This window comes from Cryobacterium sp. MP_3.1, from assembly GCF_035984795.1.
GTDB lineage: Bacteria > Actinomycetota > Actinomycetes > Actinomycetales > Microbacteriaceae > Cryobacterium > Cryobacterium zongtaii.
This window is the reverse complement of the sequence record NZ_JAXCHV010000001.1, coordinates 132,856-150,147: the sequence shown is the minus strand read 5'-3', so window position 1 is coordinate 150,147 and position 17,292 is coordinate 132,856. Positions and strand designations below refer to the sequence as shown.

Genomic DNA, 17,292 nt, shown 5'->3' with positions numbered 1-17,292 from the left:
GTGACCGAGGGCCCGGGCGTCGCCCGATAACATGGCTGTATGGTCAACGTTCTTCACTTCACCGGAGTTTCCGTCGTCCGGGGTGGCACAACCATCCTGGACTCAGTGGATTGGAGCGTCGACGGCGATCAGCGCTGGGTGATCCTGGGCCCCAACGGTGCCGGTAAGACCACCACGCTGCAGATCGCGGCCGCGCTCATCCATCCCTCCCAGGGAACCGCCGAGGTCCTCGAAGAGCCGCTCGGCGGTAGCGACCTGTTCGAACTGCGTCCGCGGATCGGCTTCGCGTCCACCGCCATGGCCCGCCGGGTGCCCGCCGGTGAGACGGTTCTGAACGTGGTGATGACCGCCGCATACTCGGTCACCGGCCGCTGGAACGAGGAATACGAGGAGATCGACGAGCGTCGCGCCCAGCGCGTCCTCGGCGAATGGAAGCTGGATCACCTCGCCGACCGTAAGTTCGGCACCCTCAGCGACGGCGAGCAGAAGCGCGTGCAGATCGCCAGGTCCATCATGACCGACCCGGAGATCCTGCTTCTGGACGAACCGGCCGCCAGCCTCGACCTCGGTGCCAGGGAAGAACTGCTGCGCCTGCTCAGCGGATACGCGAGTGAGCCCAACTCCCCGGCCATCATCATGGTCACCCACCACGTGGAGGAAATCCCGCGTGGATTCACCCACGTGCTGCTGCTCGCCGGCGGCAAGGTCGTCAGCGCAGGCCCCCTGACCGAGGCGCTGACCTCCGACACTCTCACCGAGGCTTTCGGTCTCCCGATCGAACTCACCGAGACCGACGGACGCTACGCGGCACGCGCAATCTGAGCTTTCCAGCGTCTGGCCACTCCCGGCCTCAAGATTCTGCTAAACTCGGTAGCTGGTCCTCGTGACCGATACACTTTTCTGCCGCAACCGGCGAGCCAGATCCCACCCATCGAAACGCAACAAGGAAGTCTCCATGAAGTCTGACATTCACCCCACATACGCTCCCGTGGTCTTCCGCGACCTCGCGTCGGGTGCGACGTTCCTTACCCGTTCGACGGTCTCCAGCTCGAAGACCATCGAGTGGGAAGACGGCACCACGTACCCGGTCATCGACGTGGAAATCTCCTCCGAGTCGCACCCGTTCTACACGGGCAAGCAGCGCATCATGGACTCCGCCGGACGCGTGGAGAAGTTCAACTCGCGCTACAAGGGCTTCGGCAAGTAACCACGCCGCATTACGCCTGAAGGGCGACCTGCTAAGGCAGGTCGCCCTTTTTTGTGCCCTCCGGTCAGCCGCAGTGCAACCAGTAGAAGCTCTGCGCACCCAGGGTGAGGGTGAGCCCGCCCTCCTCGTCGAAGGAAGGGAACACGGCCCCGCCGAAGATGTCGTAGAGCCGGGTGCCCGCCAGGTCGGGTTCCTGGATCCGGAACGCGACGGGGTTGTGCGCGAAGCTGAACACGCAGAGCAGGGTCTCCGGCTGGTCGCCGAAGCTCGATCCCGAACCGGCGTACACCCTGGTGAAGGCCAGGATGGACTCGTGATCGGTGGACAGCACGGTGAGCGACCCCAACCCGAACGCTGGATGGTTGGTGCGAACATGGATGACGTTGCGGATCCAGTGCAGCAGCGAACCGGACTGCGCGAGGTGGGATTCGACGTTGGTCTGGCCGAAGTTGTAGACCAGTGACTGCACAACCGGCAGGTACAACTTGCCGGGATCCGCCGCCGAGAACCCGCCGTTGCGGTCCGGTGTCCACTGCATCGGCGTGCGGGAGCTGTCCCGGTCGGGCAGCCAGATGTTGTCGCCCATCCCGATCTCATCGCCGTAGTACAAAAACGGGCTCCCCGGCAGGGAGAACAGCAGCGCGTGGGCCAGCTCGAGTTCCGAGCGGCTGTTGTCCAGCAGCGGTGCCAGGCGACGGCGGATACCGATATTGGCGCGCATCCGCGGGTCGTAGGCGTACCAGCCGTACATCGCCTGACGGTATTGCTCGCTGACCATCTCCAGGGTGAGTTCATCGTGGTTACGCAGGAACACCGCCCAGCCGGCGCCCTCGGGGATGTCGGTCGTTTCGGAGAGCACCCGCACGAGCTCATCGGCGCGCTGGGAGCGCAGCGAGTAGAAGATCCTGGGCATCACCGGGAAGTCGAAGGCCATGTGGCACTCCGGCTCGTCCTCGGTGCCGAAGAAGGCGGCCACCTCCCGCGGCCACTGGTTGGCTTCGGCGATCATGATGCGCCCCGGATAGTCCCGGTCCACAATGGCCCGCAGTCGTCTGATGAACTCGTGCGTCAGCGGCTCGCCCTCACCGTTGCCCTCGTCCGACTCGTACAGATAGGGGATCGCATCCAACCTGAACCCGTCAACGCCCAGGTCCAGCCAGTACCGGACCACGCCGAGGATTGCGTCGTGCACGGCCGGGTTGTCGTAGTTCAGGTCGGGCTGATGGGAGAAGAACCTGTGGAAGTAGAACTGGCGCCGGACGGAGTCGAAAGCCCAGTTCGAGTCCTCGGTGTCCGTGAAGATGATCCGGATGTCCGGGTACTTGCCGTCGTCGTCGCTCCACACATAGAAGTCACCGAACTCTCCGTCGGGCTGCTGCCTGGACTGTTGGAACCACGGGTGCTGGTCGGAGGTGTGGTTGAGCGGCAGGTCGATGACGATGCGCATGTTGCGCTCGTGCGCCTTCGTGACGAGTTCCTTGAACTCGTCGAGGGTGCCGAACTCGGGCAGGATCGTGCGGTAGTCGGCCACGTCGTAGCCGCCGTCCCGCAGCGGGGACGTGAAGAACGGTGGGATCCACAGCGCGTCGATACCCAGCCACTGCAGGTAGTCCAGCTTCGAAATCAGCCCGGACAGGTCCCCGGTGCCATCCGCGTTGCTGTCGAGGAAGGACCGGACCATCACCTCATAGAACACCGCGCGGCGGTACCACCGCGGATCGAGGGTCAACCCGGGCAGCTGGATGGGTGCGGTGAAGCTCACGGCGTTCCTTCCGTCCCTGACGCGGCCGTGGCCGGGAGCGGCCACCACCCGACGCGGATGTGGATGGTGCAGATACGACCGATTCTAGGTCGATCGGTGCAACTTCGGTCGGGCCACTCGCTCGCCGCCAGCCTAAACTGGGAGCGATGATCGTTCCTTCGCCCTACGCCGACCTGCTCACCCTCATGGACGCGCGCGCCCACACCCTCGCCGTGCTGGGCAGCGACACCCGCTACTGGGAGTACGGAGACCCCACAAGCCCGACGACAATCGTGATGGTGCACGGGTTCCGCGGCGACCACCACGGCCTTGAAGCCGTCGTCGCCCAGCTCCAGGGTCTGCGCATCATCTCGCCGGACCTACCCGGCTTCGGCGAATCGGCGGCATTCGACACGGCACCGCACTCCATCGACTCCTATGCCGCCTGGCTGGCCGAGTTCCTGCGCCTCCTGGCGCTGCCCGGCCGGGTCGTGGTCCTCGGCCACTCGTTCGGGTCGATCGTCGTCGCCGCGGCCGCCGCGGCACCGGGCGGCCTGCCCGCCCAGGAACTGGTACTGGTCAACCCGATCGCCGCCCCCGCCCTGTCCGGGCCCCGGGGCATCCTGACCCGGCTTGCCGTCTTCTACTACTGGCTGGCGTCCAAGCTGCCCGAACGGCTCGGGTTCGCGCTCCTTTGCAACCGGGTGATCGTGCGGGTGATGAGCATCACCATGGCCAAAACCCGGAGTCGGCAACGGCGACGCTGGATCCACAACCAGCACGACAGGTACTTCTCCGCTTTCGCGGACCGGACGGTGGTGCTGGAGGCGTTCACGGCATCCGTCAGCCACGACGTCAGTGAATACGCCACCGCCATCGATACCCGCACCCTGCTGATCGCCGCCGAGAAGGATGACATCACCCCGGTGCCCGCCCAGGTTCGGCTGCGCGCCCAGTTCCCGGATGCCCGGCTGCACGTCCTGCCCGGGGTAGGCCACCTCATCCACTACGAAGTTCCCGAGGACGCGGCGCAAGCACTGCGTGCCTTCCTCGATCCGGTCCGCCCGGCCGGCGCACCCGAAGCGGCCGCGTCGTGACGGCCTCGGCCTCTCGCCCCCTGCGGATAGTCTTCGACTGCCGCTACACCCGGATCGACCGGCACGACGGCATCAGCCGGTACACGGCCGGTCTGGTCACCGAACTGGGCCGACTGCATCCGGTGACGATGCTGATCAGCGACCACCGGCAGCTGGCAATGTTGCCGGCGCTGCCGTGGCAGCTCGTGCGTTCGCCCACCAGCCCGCTGGAACCGCTGGTGGCCCTGACCGTGAACCGGCTGGCCCCCGACATCGTGTTCAGCCCGATGCAGACAATGGGTTCGTGGGGCAGGCGCTACAAGCTGGTGCTGACCGTGCACGACCTGATCTACTACCGCAATCGCACCCCGCCGCGAGACTTCTCCATCGGTATCCGCCTGCTCTGGCGGCTGTACCACCTGTCCTGGGTGCCCCAACGGATGCTGCTGAACCGGTCCGACGGCGTCGTGACGGTGTCGGAAACCACCGGCGCGCTGATCAACCGCCACCGGCTCACCCGCCGGCCGGTCTCCGTGGTGCCCAACGCGGCCGATTCCGTCGCCGCGGCGGCGGCGCCGAGTGAGCGATCCGGACCGGAGACCACACGCCTGATCTACATGGGTTCGTTCATGCCCTACAAGAACGTGGACACCCTGGTGCGAGCAGCCGCGGCCCTTCCCGGGTATGAGCTGCACCTGCTCAGCCGCGTCGGTGACGCCGAACGCGCCCGGCTGAGCGCCCTCTCCCCTCAGGCGACGTTGGTCTTCCACAACGGAGTCAGTGACGAGGAATACGTCTCCCTGCTGTCCAGCGCCACGGCCCTGGTGACGACGTCCCTCGACGAGGGCTTCGGCATCCCCCTGGTCGAGGCGATGAGCCTCGGCATCCCGGTGCTGGTGAGCGATATCCCCATCTTCCGGGAGATCGGCGGCGATGCGGCCGGCTATGTCCCGCCGCTGGACCCGGATGCGCTGGCGGCCGCGGTGCGCGGACTCGAGGCGCCGGGGGAGTGGCTGAGCCGTTCACGGCTCTCCGTGATTCAGGCCGGGCGTTTCACCTGGGCCGAGTCCGCCGAACGGCTGCTCCGGGTGCTGCAGAGCGCCCAGGCGGCCTCCCACCGACGCTGACCGCGGTTTATCAGCGCGCCGAAACGACGTCCTCCAGCTGGAGCCGGCCGCTCTCCCAGCGGAACTCGTGAATCGAACCGTTCGGGATGAGCTCACCCGCGGCCGGCCTGGTGCCGTCCGTGGCATAGCGGAGAAGCGTGCCGATCACACCGCCGTGGCAGACCACGACCACCTCCCGCCCAGCGTAGGTCCGGGCGACGTCTTCCAACGCCGGCAGCACCCGGTCGAGCACGGCCTGGCGGGTTTCGAGTCCCGGCACCGAGGAACCGTCCGGGAACCGCGCCTGGCGTTGGGCAAAGGTCAGCCCCTCGATCAGGCCGTGGTGACGCTCGGTCAGCTCGGGAACAACGAGCGGCGCCGGGAGGTCCAGCTCACCGGCGATGATCCTGGCGCTTTCGTGCGCGCGCAGCAGGGGACTGGTCACGACAGCGTCCCAGTGGCTACGGCTCAGCCGCAGACCGGTTTCCGCCGCCTGGGCCCGGCCCGTGGAATTCAACGGGATGTCGGTGCTGCCCTGGATCCGTCTTTCGAGATTCCAGTCGGTCTGGCCGTGCCTGACAATCGCGAACTTGGTGATCACAACGCTGCCTTCTGCTGGACGGGTGCTGCTCGGCGGCTGGCCGGCTAGAGGTCGGTGAGTCTGCTCACCAACCCGGCGAACGTCTCCGACGTGCCTGCCTCCAGTTTAACCAGGGCACGCCCGTCGCCCTTGGTCGGCCCGCGATTGATCACCACGATGGGCAGCTTGCGGCGCCTGGCCTGCTCGAGCAGCCGGATCCCCGAATTCACCGCGAGCGAGGAGCCCGCCACGATCAGGGCGTCCGCCGCCCGCACCAACGCGGCCGCCGCGGTGAACTTCCCGGTCGGGACCAGCTCACCGAAGAACACCACATTGGGTTTGAGCAGTCCGCCGCACACCGAGCAGTCCGGCACGATGAAATTGTCGATGTCGACCACGATGGCGTCACCGTCCGGTGCGATCTCGACCTGGTCGGGGTCCGCCAGCACCGGGTTGTGGGTCTCCAGGCGGGCGGCGATGCTGTCCCGGCCGAAGGCCTGCCCGCAGGAGAGGCAGACGACCAGGTCCATGGATCCGTGCAGGTCGACGACGTGCCGGGAGCCGGCTCGGGTGTGCAGGCCGTCGACGTTCTGGGTGATGATGCCGCTGACCAGGCCGGCCGTTTCGAGGGCGACGAGGGACCGGTGCCCCAGATTGGGTTCGGCCGCCCGGAACCGGTGCCAGCCCAGGTGGCTGCCGGCCCAGTACCGTTTGCGCGCCCGTTCGTCGGCGAGGAAGGTCTGGAACGTCATCGGCACTCGCACCGGGGCGCCCGCCCCGCGGTAGTCGGGGATTCCGGAATCGGTGCTCACCCCGGCGCCGGTGAGGACCGCCGTGCGCCGGCCGCGCAGGATCGCGGCCACGGCGTCGAGGTCTTCTCCGGCCGCCGCCGACGTCGTCAGGACAGTCTCGGCCGTCATGATGCTCCATCCTCGTCCGTCGCCGCCGGCCGGGCCCCGGGGGAGCTGGCGTGGCGCCGATGTCCTCTGAGTCTAAACTGGTCAGTTTTCGGCTGTGTTACGGTTCGAGCTTCCGACGCCGGCAGCCGGCATCAGACACCACCCAGAAAGGCGGCGGCTTTCGTGCAGATCGTCCCGATTACCGACCTCGATGCGCCCGGCCTCGCCGACTACTCGCGCCTGACCGACGTGGCCCTGCGCCGCGTGTCCGAACCGGCGAACGGCCTGTACATCGCCGAATCGGCCAAGGTCATCGGCCGGGCCCTCGCCGCCGGGCATCGGCCGCGTTCGGTTCTCGTACAGGAGCAGTGGCTGCCGGATGCCCAGCGTCTGTTGGCGGACTGGCCGGATGTTCCGATCTATGTGGGCTCGGCGGCACTCCTGGAGCAGCTCACCGGCTACAACCTGCACCGCGGCGCCCTGGCGGCCATGCACCGCCCCGACCTGGCGTCGGTGGCCGACATCATCCGCGGTGCCCGGCGCATCGTGATACTCGAGGACATCGTCGACCACACCAATGTCGGCGCGATCTTCAGGTCGGTCGCGGGGCTCGGCGCTGACGCCGTGCTGATCACCCCACGTTGTGCCGACCCGCTGTATCGGCGCAGCGTCAGGGTGAGCATGGGGACCGTGCTGCAGGTGCCCTGGACCCGCCTGCCCGAATGGGACGAGGCCGCGACGGTCCTGCACGAGCACGGCTTCCACCTGGCCGCGCTGGCCCTGGCCGACGATGCCGTCTCCCTGGACGTCTTCGCGAACGACCCGCCGGACCGGGTGGCGCTGATTCTGGGTACCGAGGGCGACGGGCTGAGCCACACCGCGCTGGCCGCGGCAGACACCGTGGTCACGATCCCGATGCTGCACGGCGTGGATTCGCTGAACGTGGCCTCGGCCAGCGCCGTGGCCCTGTACGCGCTGCGCGCCTAGACGTTTCACTGGCGCGCGGCGACCCTGCCAACCCGGCACGGCAGCCGTGGTTAGAATCATCGAATGTCTAACTCCCGTCGCCAGGTCTACCGCCGTCGGCGCTTCGCCTTCTTCGGCGTGCTCGCCGTCATCCTCGCATCCGGCGCCTACCTCACCAGCACGGGCCTCGCCCCCGTCTCCAGTACGGCGGCGACCCTCACCGAGCCGCCCGCGCTCAGCCAGGCAGCCGTGGAGCCCACCTGGCCCGGCCAGGGGGCCGGCGCCATCGGCGCCGTCGGCTTCGACGGGGTTCTGGGCTCCACCGGTGACCAGGCCTCGATGCCCATCGCCAGCATCACCAAGATGGTCACCGCACTGGTGATCCTCGAGGCCAAGCCACTGACCGGCGACGAGCCGGGTCCCGACATCACCTTCACCGACGATGACGTCGACTTCTACTACGACGCCATCGCGGAGAACGGCTCGGTGGCGCCCGTCTCAGCCGGGCAGGTGCTCAGCCAGCGCGAAGCCTTCGAAACGATGCTGATCCCGTCCGCGAACAACTACAGCGTGTCCCTGGCCGTGTGGGCGTTCGGTTCCGTTGACGCGTACCTGGTCGCCGCGGCGGACTATCTGGCCGCGAACGGCCTGACCGGCACCGTCGTCGCAGACACCAGCGGAATCTCCGCCCAGAGTGTGAGCAGTCCGGCCGATCTGGTGGCCATCGGCAAGCTCGTGATGGCCGATCCCGCTCTGGCGAGCATCGTGGCCATGCCCAGCGCCGTGATCCCGACCGTGGGCACCGTGACCAATACGAACAAGCTGCTCGGCGTCGACGGCGTCGACGGCATCAAGACCGGCACCACGGACGAGGCCGGCGCCTGCCTGCTCTTCGCGGTGGACGTGCCGGTCGGCGACACCTCGATCACCCTCGTGGGCGTCGTGCTCGGCGGGGACACTCACAGCGAACTCAACGAGAGCATCCTGAGCCTCATCGAGAGCGTGAGCCCCGGATTCCGCACGGTGACACTGGTCGAGGCCGGCACCCCCTTCGGTACCTACACGACCCCCTGGGGCCAGTCGGCGCAGGCTGTGGCCGAGACGTCCGAGTCCGCCGTGGTGTGGTCGGACACCCCGATCGAGAGCACCGTCGATGTCGCACCGGTGACCCTGGGTGAGAAGGGCGATTCCGTCGGCAGCGTCGACGTGACCGTCGGGACGAACACCGTCTCGGTTCCGCTCGTCCTCGATCAGACCATCACCGATCCGGGGCCGTTCTGGCGTTGGACGAACCCCGGCGAGATCTAACCGATTCCGCGTTCGGGTTCGGGTTCGGCCGGCCGGTCGAGTCTGGTCACCGGGTCCGCGTCCGGACGTTTGGGCAGGATGTTGTCTCCCGAGGACTGGTGACGCACCCGGCGCAGCACCCAGGGCACCAGATACTCCCTCGCCCAGGCGAGGTCTTCGGTGCGCGCCTGGCGCCAGGTGACACCGGGCATCGGCTCCGGCAGCTGCGGCTCGAGCGGATTGACCACGTTGAGCGCGTCCAACACCATCCTGGCCACCGTGTGATGGCCGAGCGGGTTGAGGTGCAGACGGTCGGGGGCCCACATCCGGGTGTCCTGGATCTCGGTCAGGGACCACATGTCCGCCACGATGGCGTCTCGGGCGGTGGCGATGGCACGGATGTTCTCGTTGTAGATGGCCACCTTGCCCCGCAGACCCCGCAGCACGGGGGAGAAGCGCACATCGGTTCCGGTGAAGACCACCATGGTGGCGCCCTCGGACCCGAGCAGGCTGACCGCGTCGTCGAGCCGCGCCGCGATGGCATCCGGGTCGCTGCCCGGCCGGAGCACGTCGTTGCCGCCGGCAGAGATCGTGACCAGATCAGGGTGCAGGGACAACGCGGGACCCACCTGTTCGGCCAGGACCTGGTTCATCAGCTTGCCGCGGACCGCAAGATTGCCGTACGCGAATTCGTCCGAACCCAGGCTGAGCATCTCGGCGACACGATCCGCCCAGCCGCGGTTTCCGCCCGGGCTGGCCGGTTCCGGGTCACCGACACCCTCGGTGAAGGAGTCGCCGAGAGCGACGTAGCGAGACCACGGATGCTGCTGTTTCGACATGCTGTCAGTCTGCACCGTCGGGCAGATGTCGGCGCGAGTTGGTAATCTCTTATGAAGTGACTACTCCACCTGACTTCGGATCCGCTTTCCGGGAACCCTCGCACCGGGAGACCACTGAACCCGGACTGTTCGCCCTGCCTGACCGTGACAGCGTTCTCGCGGACACCGTCGATACCCCGCCCGTGTTCGGGCCGGCCCGAGGGCCTGCCGGCACCAGCGCCGCGGAGCACCTCTCCCCGGCTTTTCCCGAACGGGCCGCCTGGGGCACCGCAAGCAAGCTCCGCGCCTGGCAGGCCGAGGCCCTCGAGGCGTACTTCCAGCACCAGCCCCGCGACTTCCTCGCCGCGGCCACCCCGGGCGCCGGCAAGACCACCTTCGCGCTGCGCCTGGCCGCCGAGCTGCGGGCCCGCCGCGTTATCGACCGCATCACCGTGGTCGCGCCGACCGAGCACCTCAAACGCCAGTGGGCGGACGCGGCCGCCCGCGCCGGCATCCGCCTGGACCCCGGTTTCAAGAACGCCCACGGCCGCTACGGGAGCCATTTCCACGGCATCGCCGTCACCTACGCACAGGTGGCCACCCGCGCGGCGCTGCACCGCGAACTCACCCAGGCCAGCCGCACCCTGGTGATCCTCGACGAGGTGCACCACGGCGGTGACGCGCTGAGTTGGGGCGACGCCATCCGCGAGGCCTTCGATCCGGCCACCCGGCGGCTCTCGCTCACCGGCACCCCGTTCCGCTCGGACACCTCGCCCATCCCGTTCGTGACCTACCTGCCCGACAAGCAGGGCATCCGGCTGTCCCAGAGCGACTACAACTACGGCTACGGCCGGGCGTTGGAAGACGGCGTCGTGCGCCCGGTGATGTTCATGGTCTACGCCGGGCACATGAAGTGGCGCACCCGCACCGGCGACGAGATGGAAGCCAAGCTCGGCGAGGGCAATACCAAGGACATCACCTCACAGGCCTGGCGGACCGCGCTGGAACCCAGCGGTCAGTGGATTCCCGCGGTCCTGCGGGCCGCCGACGCTCGCCTCACCGAGGTGCGGCACGGCATCCCGGATGCCGGCGGCCTGGTGATCGCGACGGACCAGACCACGGCACGCGCCTACGCGGCGATCCTCGAGGAGATCTCCGGAGAGGCGCCCACGGTGGTGCTTTCCGACGAGAAGGAGTCCAGCGACCGGATCGACGAGTTCTCGCACAACACCCGGCGCTGGATGGTTGCGGTGCGGATGGTGTCTGAGGGCGTCGACGTTCCCCGCCTGGCCGTCGGCGTCTATGCGACCAGCGCCTCAACGCCGCTGTTCTTCGCGCAGGCCATCGGCCGGTTCGTGCGCGCCCGACGTCGCGGCGAGACCGCCTCGATCTTCCTGCCCAACGTTCCCGGACTGCTGAGCCTCGCCAATGCGATGGAACTCGAACGCGACCACGCGCTGGATCGCAGCAACCGTGACGACGGCGACGACGGTATGTACAACCCCGAGGACGCCATGGTGGCGGCCGCCAATAAGTCCGACAAGGCCTCGGACGACCTCGGCCAAGAGGAATTCACCTGGCAGGCGCTGGACTCCCAGGCCACCTTCGACATGGTGATGTTCAACGGTGACGAGTTCGGTGAACTGGCCGAACCCGGAACGGACGAGGAGTTCGACTTCATCGGCATCCCCGGGCTGCTCGAGCCCGAGCAGGTCTCCGAACTGCTGCGCCAGCGGCAGCAACGCCAGGCCAAGCGCGGCTCTGAGCGGCGCACAGCCGCCGCCGCGGTCGAGGGTGCACCGGAGGAGCCGATTCCCCTGTATCGCACGCTCAAGGAGCAGCGGGCGCTGCTGGGCAGCCTCGTGGGCATGTGGTCGAAGCTGGCGGGGGAGCCGCACGCCATGGTGCACGCCGAGCTGCGCCGCCTGTGCGGGGGGCCCGCGGTCGCTCAGGCCAGCGTCACCCAGATCCAGAAGCGCATCGACCTGCTCCGCCGCCGCCTCGGCCGCAGCTGACAACGCGCTCGACCACCGCTGTGCGGATGCTCACGGCCGGGTCGCAGCTTCACCGGCGTCATCCGCCGGAAACCCCACTGTGACGCAGTTGATGCAGGGGCGAGTGTCGCTGTCGAAGAACGCTCGATAAACTTGCGCTCAAACGAAAGAGAGCGTGTATGGATTCCAAGAAAGCCGACCTGGACCGCGTCGACCGGGCGCTGCTCCGCGCGCTCTCGGTCAACGCACGCGCGTCCGGCGCCGCGTTGGCCGCCGAGATCGGCGTTGCCGAGTCCACGGTGTCCCTCCGGCTGCGCCGGCTCCAGCAGCTCGGCCACATCCGCGGCTACCGGGCCAACATCGACCTGGCCGCCCTGGGGGCGTCGCTGCAGGCCCTGATCTCGGTGCGGCTGGCGAAGCACGCTCGGGAGCAGATCGATGATTTCCGCAGCGCAGCGCCACACTGGCCCGGCGTGATCGGGTTGTTCCACACCGCCGGCGCCGACGACTACCTGTTGCACGTGGCCGCGGCGGATGCCTCCGACCTGCGCGACTTCGTCCTCGAGCACCTGGCGGAGCATCCAGCAGTGGCGCACACCGAGACCAACCTGATCTTCGAGTACGTCGACGGTGACGGCTGGCAGGACCTGGTCAAGTAGCACGACGGCCCGCTTCGCCGCCCAACCGCACCAACTGTTCCCCGTGCGGACAACTGCACCCGGTACGCCGGGCGCAGTTGTCCGGATGGGGAACAGGTGTGCCGGGGGTGCGGCATTAAAAAAACAACGCCCCCGCCGAAGCGGGGGCGTTGTTAGCAGCTTTAGAGAGCTGCCGCAGCTCTATTTAGAGGGCGCGGATGTTCTCGGCCTGGGGACCCTTGGGGCCCTGGGTTACCTCGAACTCGACCTTCTGGTTCTCGTCGAGCGACTTGTAGCCGTTCGAAGCGATCGCGGAGTAGTGCGCGAAGACATCGGCGCTTCCGTCGTCGGGAGCGATGAATCCGAAGCCCTTTTCAGCGTTGAACCATTTCACGGTACCTGTTGCCATTATGAAACTCCTCCAGGAGTGTTAGAAAGGCCCCGACTTTCGAGGCCGTTCGTCGCGGTATTCGTCGTCCGCTTCCGAAAGGAATAAGCCCGCACCGACCGAGGTCGATACGTTTTTTAGACGTGCAAGCACTACAACTACTTCGACAACACTAGCCCACATCGCTCGGTCTGCGTGAAGATCTGTGCGAAAAAACGATCAAAGTGTTACGAATTCTGACAGAAATGCTCAAAGTGTGCCGGTGACGGCGCTAATCGACGGTGACGAAATCAATCAGCTGTTCGACCCGGCCCAGCAATGCCGGCTCAAGATCGGCGTAAGTGCGCACCTGGCCCAGGATCCGCTGCCAGGCCCTGGCGATGTCGGCCTGGTCGTCGTGCGGCCAGCCGAGGGCCGCGCAGATGCCGTGCTTCCACTCGATGTTGCGCGGAATCTGGGGCCAGACCGGCAGATTCAGTCGGGCCGGTTTCACCGACTGCCAGACATCCACGTAGGGATGCCCGACCACCAGGACGTGCCGGCCGTGCGGCCCGCGGGCGACGGCCTCGGCGATGCGGCTCTCCTTGGATCCGGGGACCAGGTGGTCGACGAGAACACCGACCCGGCGTGTCGGACCCGGCTTGAACTCCGCCAGCAGTTCGGCGAGGTTGTCCACACCCTCGATGTACTCCACGACGACGCCCTCGATGCGGAGATCGGCGCCCCAGACCTTTTCGACGAGCTCGGCGTCGTGGCGGCCTTCCACGAAGATGCGGCTGGCCCTGGCCACCCGGGCCGGCGCATCCGCCACCGCCAGAGACCCGGACGCCGTGCGTCCCCGGCCGGCCGGGGCTGCTGCCCGGGGCGGCACCAGGACGACGGGCTCGCCGTCGACCAGGAATCCACCGCCGAGCGGGAACAGCCGGAGCTTCCCGTGCCGGTCCTCCAGGGTGACGACCTTCTTCTCGACCCTGATCACCGCACCGCAGAACCCGGTGGCGACCTCCTCGACAACGAGGTCCCGCACGGCTTCCTGCTGGGGGACGACACGGCGGCCGGCCTCCCGCCATCCGGCGGCGAGCACATCATTGGAGTATCGGTCTTCATTCACTGGATCGACGCTAGCGGAAGTCCCTCGACGACGTGTGGGCCGCCACGGTGAGGGGTTCGAATCGGTCGGCGATGAGGTTGACGACGCCTTCCGGCGAACGTTCGAGGATGCCGCGGATCATCAGGGCGGGCGATTCCCGGGCGATCCGGCGGAAGTGGGTCCAGACCCCGACGCTCACCACGACGTTGACGTTGCCGGTCTCGTCCTCCAGGTTGATGAAGGTGACACCGTTCGCCGTGGCCGGTCGCTGGCGGTGGGTGACCACACCACCGACCTCGATCCGGCGACCGTTCTCACTGGTGGCGAGCTGGTTCGCGGCCAGCGCGCCCCGGGCGGCGAGGACCGGCCTGGCGTGTCGGATCGGATGGTCGTCGGTGGAAACCCCGGTGGCCCAGAGGTCGTAGGCCACCTGCTCGACAGGCGTCATCAGGGCCAGGAGGGGTGGTTGCACGGTCTCGAAGGAGCCGCGCAGGTGGGCGTCGGTCTCCTGGGCCGCTTCCCCGGCCGACCACAGGGCCTGTCGGCGTTCGAGGCCCAGCCCGTCGAAGGCTCCGGCGGTGGCCAGGGATTCGAGCTGTTCGGTGTTCAGCCGAGCCCGCCGGGCCAGATCGTTCATGGACCGGAACGGCCCGAACCTGTCCCGGTCGGCGACGATCCGCTCGGCCACCGCCTGGCCGATGGAGCGCACATCGGCGAGACCGAGCCGCACGGCGAGGGTGCCGTCCCTGCGGTGGCCCCGATCGTCTACGGGCAGGGTCCTGTCGTAGTCCGGCACCGCGGGTTGCTCGTGATCCAGACAGCCCGGGCGGCCAGCAGGCTCGCCCGGCCCGTCGGCCAGCGCCTCGAGCAACGCGGCGGTGCCGGAGAGCTGCACATCGGGGCGCAACACCTGCACACCGTGCCTGCGGGCGTCCGCGACCAGGGATTGCGGCGAGTAGAAGCCCATGGGCTGGGCGCGCAACAACGCGGCGAGGAAGGCGCCGGGGTAGTGCAGCTTCAGCCAGGCGCTGGCGTAAACGAGCAGGGCGAAGCTGATCGAGTGGCTCTCGGCGAAGCCGAAGTTGGCGAAGGCCTCGATCTTCTCGTAGATCTCGTCGGCCAGGTCGCCGGTGATGCCGTTGCCGGCCATGCCCTCGTACAGGGTGGCGCGCAGGGAGGAGATCTTCTCGACCCCGCGCTTGGAGCCCATCGCCCGGCGGAGCAGATCGGCGTCCTCGCCGCTGCAGCCGCCCACGGCCATGGCCATCTGCATGAGTTGCTCCTGGAACAGGGGGATGCCCAGGGTGCGTTCGAGCACCGGCTCGAGCTTGGGGTGCAGGTAGCTGACCGGTTCCTGGCCGAGCTTGCGTCGGATGTACGGGTGCACGGCACCGCCCTGGATCGGGCCGGGACGAATGAGCGCGATCTCGACCACAAGGTCGTAGAAGCGGCGCGGTTGCAAGCGCGGCAGGGTCCCCATCTGGGCGCGGCTCTCCACCTGGAAAACGCCGATGGAATCGGCGCGGCAGAGCATGTCGTACACCCCGGCCTCCTCCCGGGGGATGCTGCCCAGGCTCCAGTCCTCGCCGAGAGCGTCCCTGACCAGGTCGAAGGTGTACTGCAAGGCGGCGAGCATGCCGAGGCCGAGCAGGTCGAACTTGACCAGGCCCATCCAGGCGCAGTCGTCTTTGTCCCACTGCAGAACCGTCCGGTTCTCCTTGCGGGCGTGTTCGATGGGGCAGACCTCGCCGACGGGTCGGTCGGTGAGCACCATGCCGCCGGAGTGGATGCCGAGGTGGCGAGGGAACCCGAGTACCTGAGACGCGAGGTCGGCGACCTGGTCGGGGATGTCGTGATCGGGGCTCGACACCGCCGAACCCCAGCGTTCCACCTGTTTGGACCAGGCATCCTGCTGTCCGGTGCTGTAGCCGAGGGCCTTGGCCATGTCGCGAACCGCGAACTTCGGCCGATAGGTGATCACGTTGGCCACCTGGGCGGCGTTGAGGCGACCGTACCGTTCGTAGACGTACTGGATCACCTCCTCCCGCCGGTCCGAGTCGAAGTCCACATCGATGTCGGGTTCCTCTTCCCGCAGGCTGGAGAGGAATCTCTCGAAGGGCAGGCGATAGAAGATCGAGTCAACAGCGGTGATGCCGATGACGAAGCAGACCGCCGAATTCGCTGCGGACCCCCGGCCCTGGCAGAGGATGCCCGACCGCCGGGCGAACTGCACGATGTCGTGCACGATCAGGAAATAGCCCGGGAAGTCCTTGGCCTCGATCACGGCGAGCTCTTTCTCCAGGCGCTCACGCACATTCGCGTTGTAGCCGGGGTACGCGCGTTCCGCACCGTCCCAGACCAGCTGACGCAGCCAGCTCATGGGCGTGTGCCCGTCCGGAACGTGCTGACGGGGGAGCCGGGGCCTGGCCCGGCGCAACGAGAAGGCGAGCTCGTCTGCGAGGGGCACCGTACGGGCGACAGCCCCCGGATACCGGCTGAATCGGGCGGCCATCTCGGCGCCGCTCCGCAGGTGCTGGGTGGGCGCCGCGGGCAGCCAGCCGTCCATGTCGTCCAGGCTGCGTTGGGCGCGCACGGCGGCCAGCGCGGAGAAGAGCCTGAAGTCGGCCGGCCGGGCGTAGTGCACGTTGTTGGTGGCGAGCACGGGCAGGCAGGCCCGTTCGGCCAGTGCGGCGAGCCTGTCGTTGGCCACAGAGTCCTGCGGTCGGCCGTGGTCGACCAGTTCGACGTTCACACTGTCACGGCCGAACAGCGCGATCAGGCGGTCGAGCTCCCGGGCCGCCGCCTGGTCACCATCCTGCTGCAGGGCTTGGCGAACCGCGCCGGACCGAGACCCGGTCAGGATGCTCCAGTGCCCGCCGGATGCCTCGGCGAGCTCCTCGAGGTCGTAGACGGGTCGCCCCTTCTCGCCGCCGGAAAGCTGACCGTGGGTGAGCGCGGCCGCCAGCCGGTGATAGCCGTCCTGGCCCCTGGCCAGGACCACGAGGTGGCTTCCCTCCGGGTCTGGCACCCCGTTTTGCCGACGGGTCAACCCGAGGGACAGTTCTGCGCCGAAGACGGTGCGGACGTCCGGGTAGCTCTCCGCGGTTTCGGCCAGCCGGACGGCCCCGTACAACCCGTCGTGGTCGGTGAGGGCCAGGCCGTGCAGGCCCAACGCACCGGCTTCCTCGAGGAGGTCTTCCGGAGAACTTCCGCCGTCGAGGAAGCTGAAGTTGGAGTGGGCGTGCAGCTCCGCGTAGCCGACGACAGTCTCGGCCGGCGGACGCTGCGGGGTCTGGGCCGCGTAGGGCTGGCGGTGCCTGGACCAGGCCGGGCTGTCGCCGCCGTCGGCCTCGGGGGGCGGGCCGCCGGGGCGCCGGTCAGAGAGCCGGCGCTCCAGTTCCGACCAGGGAATGGGCGGGTTATTGAATCCCATCGGGGTGGCCCGTCCTCTCTGTTCTGTGGGTCGGCCCGGGCGTGGTCTGGCCCGGCCGAGTCATGCCGG

General features: G+C 68.0%; 15 protein-coding genes. 8 read left to right on the top strand and 7 right to left on the bottom strand.

Features of this window, described 5'->3' with window-relative positions; genetic code table 11:
- The first annotated feature begins 39 nt into the window (after positions 1–39).
- On the top strand, positions 40–822 hold the full coding sequence (locus RCH12_RS00705) for an ABC transporter ATP-binding protein (protein ID WP_103431850.1): 783 nt from the start codon (positions 40–42) through the stop codon (positions 820–822).
- Positions 823–955: 133 nt separating this feature from the next.
- On the top strand, positions 956–1,207 hold the full coding sequence (locus RCH12_RS00700) for a type B 50S ribosomal protein L31 (protein ID WP_066595443.1): 252 nt from the start codon (positions 956–958) through the stop codon (positions 1,205–1,207).
- Between the two features lie 64 nt (positions 1,208–1,271).
- Here the strand turns inward: RCH12_RS00700 and treS are convergent, their stop codons facing one another.
- Positions 1,272–2,969: a maltose alpha-D-glucosyltransferase gene (gene treS, locus RCH12_RS00695; protein ID WP_103459805.1), complete on the bottom strand. Its 1,698-nt coding sequence runs from the start codon at positions 2,967–2,969 to the stop codon at positions 1,272–1,274.
- Between the two features lie 146 nt (positions 2,970–3,115).
- Here treS and RCH12_RS00690 point away from each other — a divergent pair, with 146 nt between their 5' ends.
- The gene (locus RCH12_RS00690) at positions 3,116–4,045 is read left to right on the top strand and encodes an alpha/beta fold hydrolase (RefSeq protein WP_327015762.1); all 930 of its coding nucleotides are present in this window, start codon (positions 3,116–3,118) and stop codon (positions 4,043–4,045) included.
- Between the two features lie 20 nt (positions 4,046–4,065).
- A complete protein-coding gene (locus RCH12_RS00685; protein WP_327015841.1) occupies positions 4,066–5,151 on the top strand; it encodes a glycosyltransferase family 4 protein in 1,086 nt (361 codons plus the stop codon).
- 10 nt (positions 5,152–5,161) lie between these two features.
- Here RCH12_RS00685 and RCH12_RS00680 read toward each other — a convergent pair whose 3' ends face one another.
- Together RCH12_RS00680 and RCH12_RS00675 are read right to left on the bottom strand one after the other, a co-directional pair.
- Positions 5,162–5,731 (bottom strand): histidine phosphatase family protein, encoded by a 570-nt coding sequence (locus RCH12_RS00680; RefSeq protein WP_327015761.1) that lies wholly within the window; start codon positions 5,729–5,731, stop codon positions 5,162–5,164.
- Positions 5,732–5,775: 44 nt separating this feature from the next.
- The gene (locus RCH12_RS00675; protein ID WP_088456220.1) at positions 5,776–6,630 is read right to left on the bottom strand and encodes a Sir2 family NAD-dependent protein deacetylase; all 855 of its coding nucleotides are present in this window, start codon (positions 6,628–6,630) and stop codon (positions 5,776–5,778) included.
- A 162-nt stretch (positions 6,631–6,792) separates the two neighbouring features.
- Here RCH12_RS00675 and RCH12_RS00670 point away from each other — a divergent pair, with 162 nt between their 5' ends.
- Complete coding sequence (locus tag RCH12_RS00670; RefSeq protein WP_103459803.1) at positions 6,793–7,596, top strand: TrmH family RNA methyltransferase; 804 nt, start codon at positions 6,793–6,795, stop codon at positions 7,594–7,596.
- 63 nt (positions 7,597–7,659) lie between these two features.
- Complete coding sequence (locus RCH12_RS00665; protein WP_327015760.1) at positions 7,660–8,883, top strand: D-alanyl-D-alanine carboxypeptidase family protein; 1,224 nt, start codon at positions 7,660–7,662, stop codon at positions 8,881–8,883.
- On the opposite strand, the gene RCH12_RS00660 is transcribed toward RCH12_RS00665, so the two are convergent.
- Positions 8,880–9,701, bottom strand: coding sequence for an SGNH/GDSL hydrolase family protein (locus tag RCH12_RS00660; protein WP_327015759.1), 822 nt, complete (start codon positions 9,699–9,701; stop codon positions 8,880–8,882). The two genes, RCH12_RS00665 and RCH12_RS00660, sit on opposite strands and share 4 nt — an antisense overlap.
- A 182-nt stretch (positions 9,702–9,883) precedes the next feature.
- On the opposite strand from RCH12_RS00660, the gene RCH12_RS00655 reads away from it, so the two are divergent.
- Both RCH12_RS00655 and RCH12_RS00650 read left to right on the top strand, forming a co-directional pair.
- Positions 9,884–11,695: a DEAD/DEAH box helicase gene (locus RCH12_RS00655; RefSeq protein ID WP_103431844.1), complete on the top strand. Its 1,812-nt coding sequence runs from the start codon at positions 9,884–9,886 to the stop codon at positions 11,693–11,695.
- 158 nt (positions 11,696–11,853) lie between these two features.
- Entirely contained in the window at positions 11,854–12,333 is a 480-nt protein-coding gene (locus tag RCH12_RS00650) for an Lrp/AsnC family transcriptional regulator (protein WP_066595420.1), read from the top strand.
- Positions 12,334–12,517: 184 nt separating this feature from the next.
- Here RCH12_RS00650 and cspE read toward each other — a convergent pair whose 3' ends face one another.
- From cspE to RCH12_RS00635, 3 genes are all read right to left on the bottom strand, one after another.
- A complete protein-coding gene (gene cspE / locus RCH12_RS00645; RefSeq protein ID WP_035840308.1) occupies positions 12,518–12,721 on the bottom strand; it encodes a transcription antiterminator/RNA stability regulator CspE in 204 nt (67 codons plus the stop codon).
- 250 nt (positions 12,722–12,971) lie between these two features.
- Positions 12,972–13,811 carry a DUF3097 domain-containing protein gene (locus RCH12_RS00640; protein WP_327015758.1) on the bottom strand — a complete coding sequence of 280 codons (840 nt, stop codon included), beginning with the start codon at positions 13,809–13,811 and terminating at the stop codon, positions 12,972–12,974.
- A 10-nt stretch (positions 13,812–13,821) separates the two neighbouring features.
- On the bottom strand, positions 13,822–17,223 hold the full coding sequence (locus RCH12_RS00635) for an error-prone DNA polymerase (RefSeq protein ID WP_327015757.1): 3,402 nt from the start codon (positions 17,221–17,223) through the stop codon (positions 13,822–13,824).
- Positions 17,224–17,292: the final 69 nt, after the last annotated feature.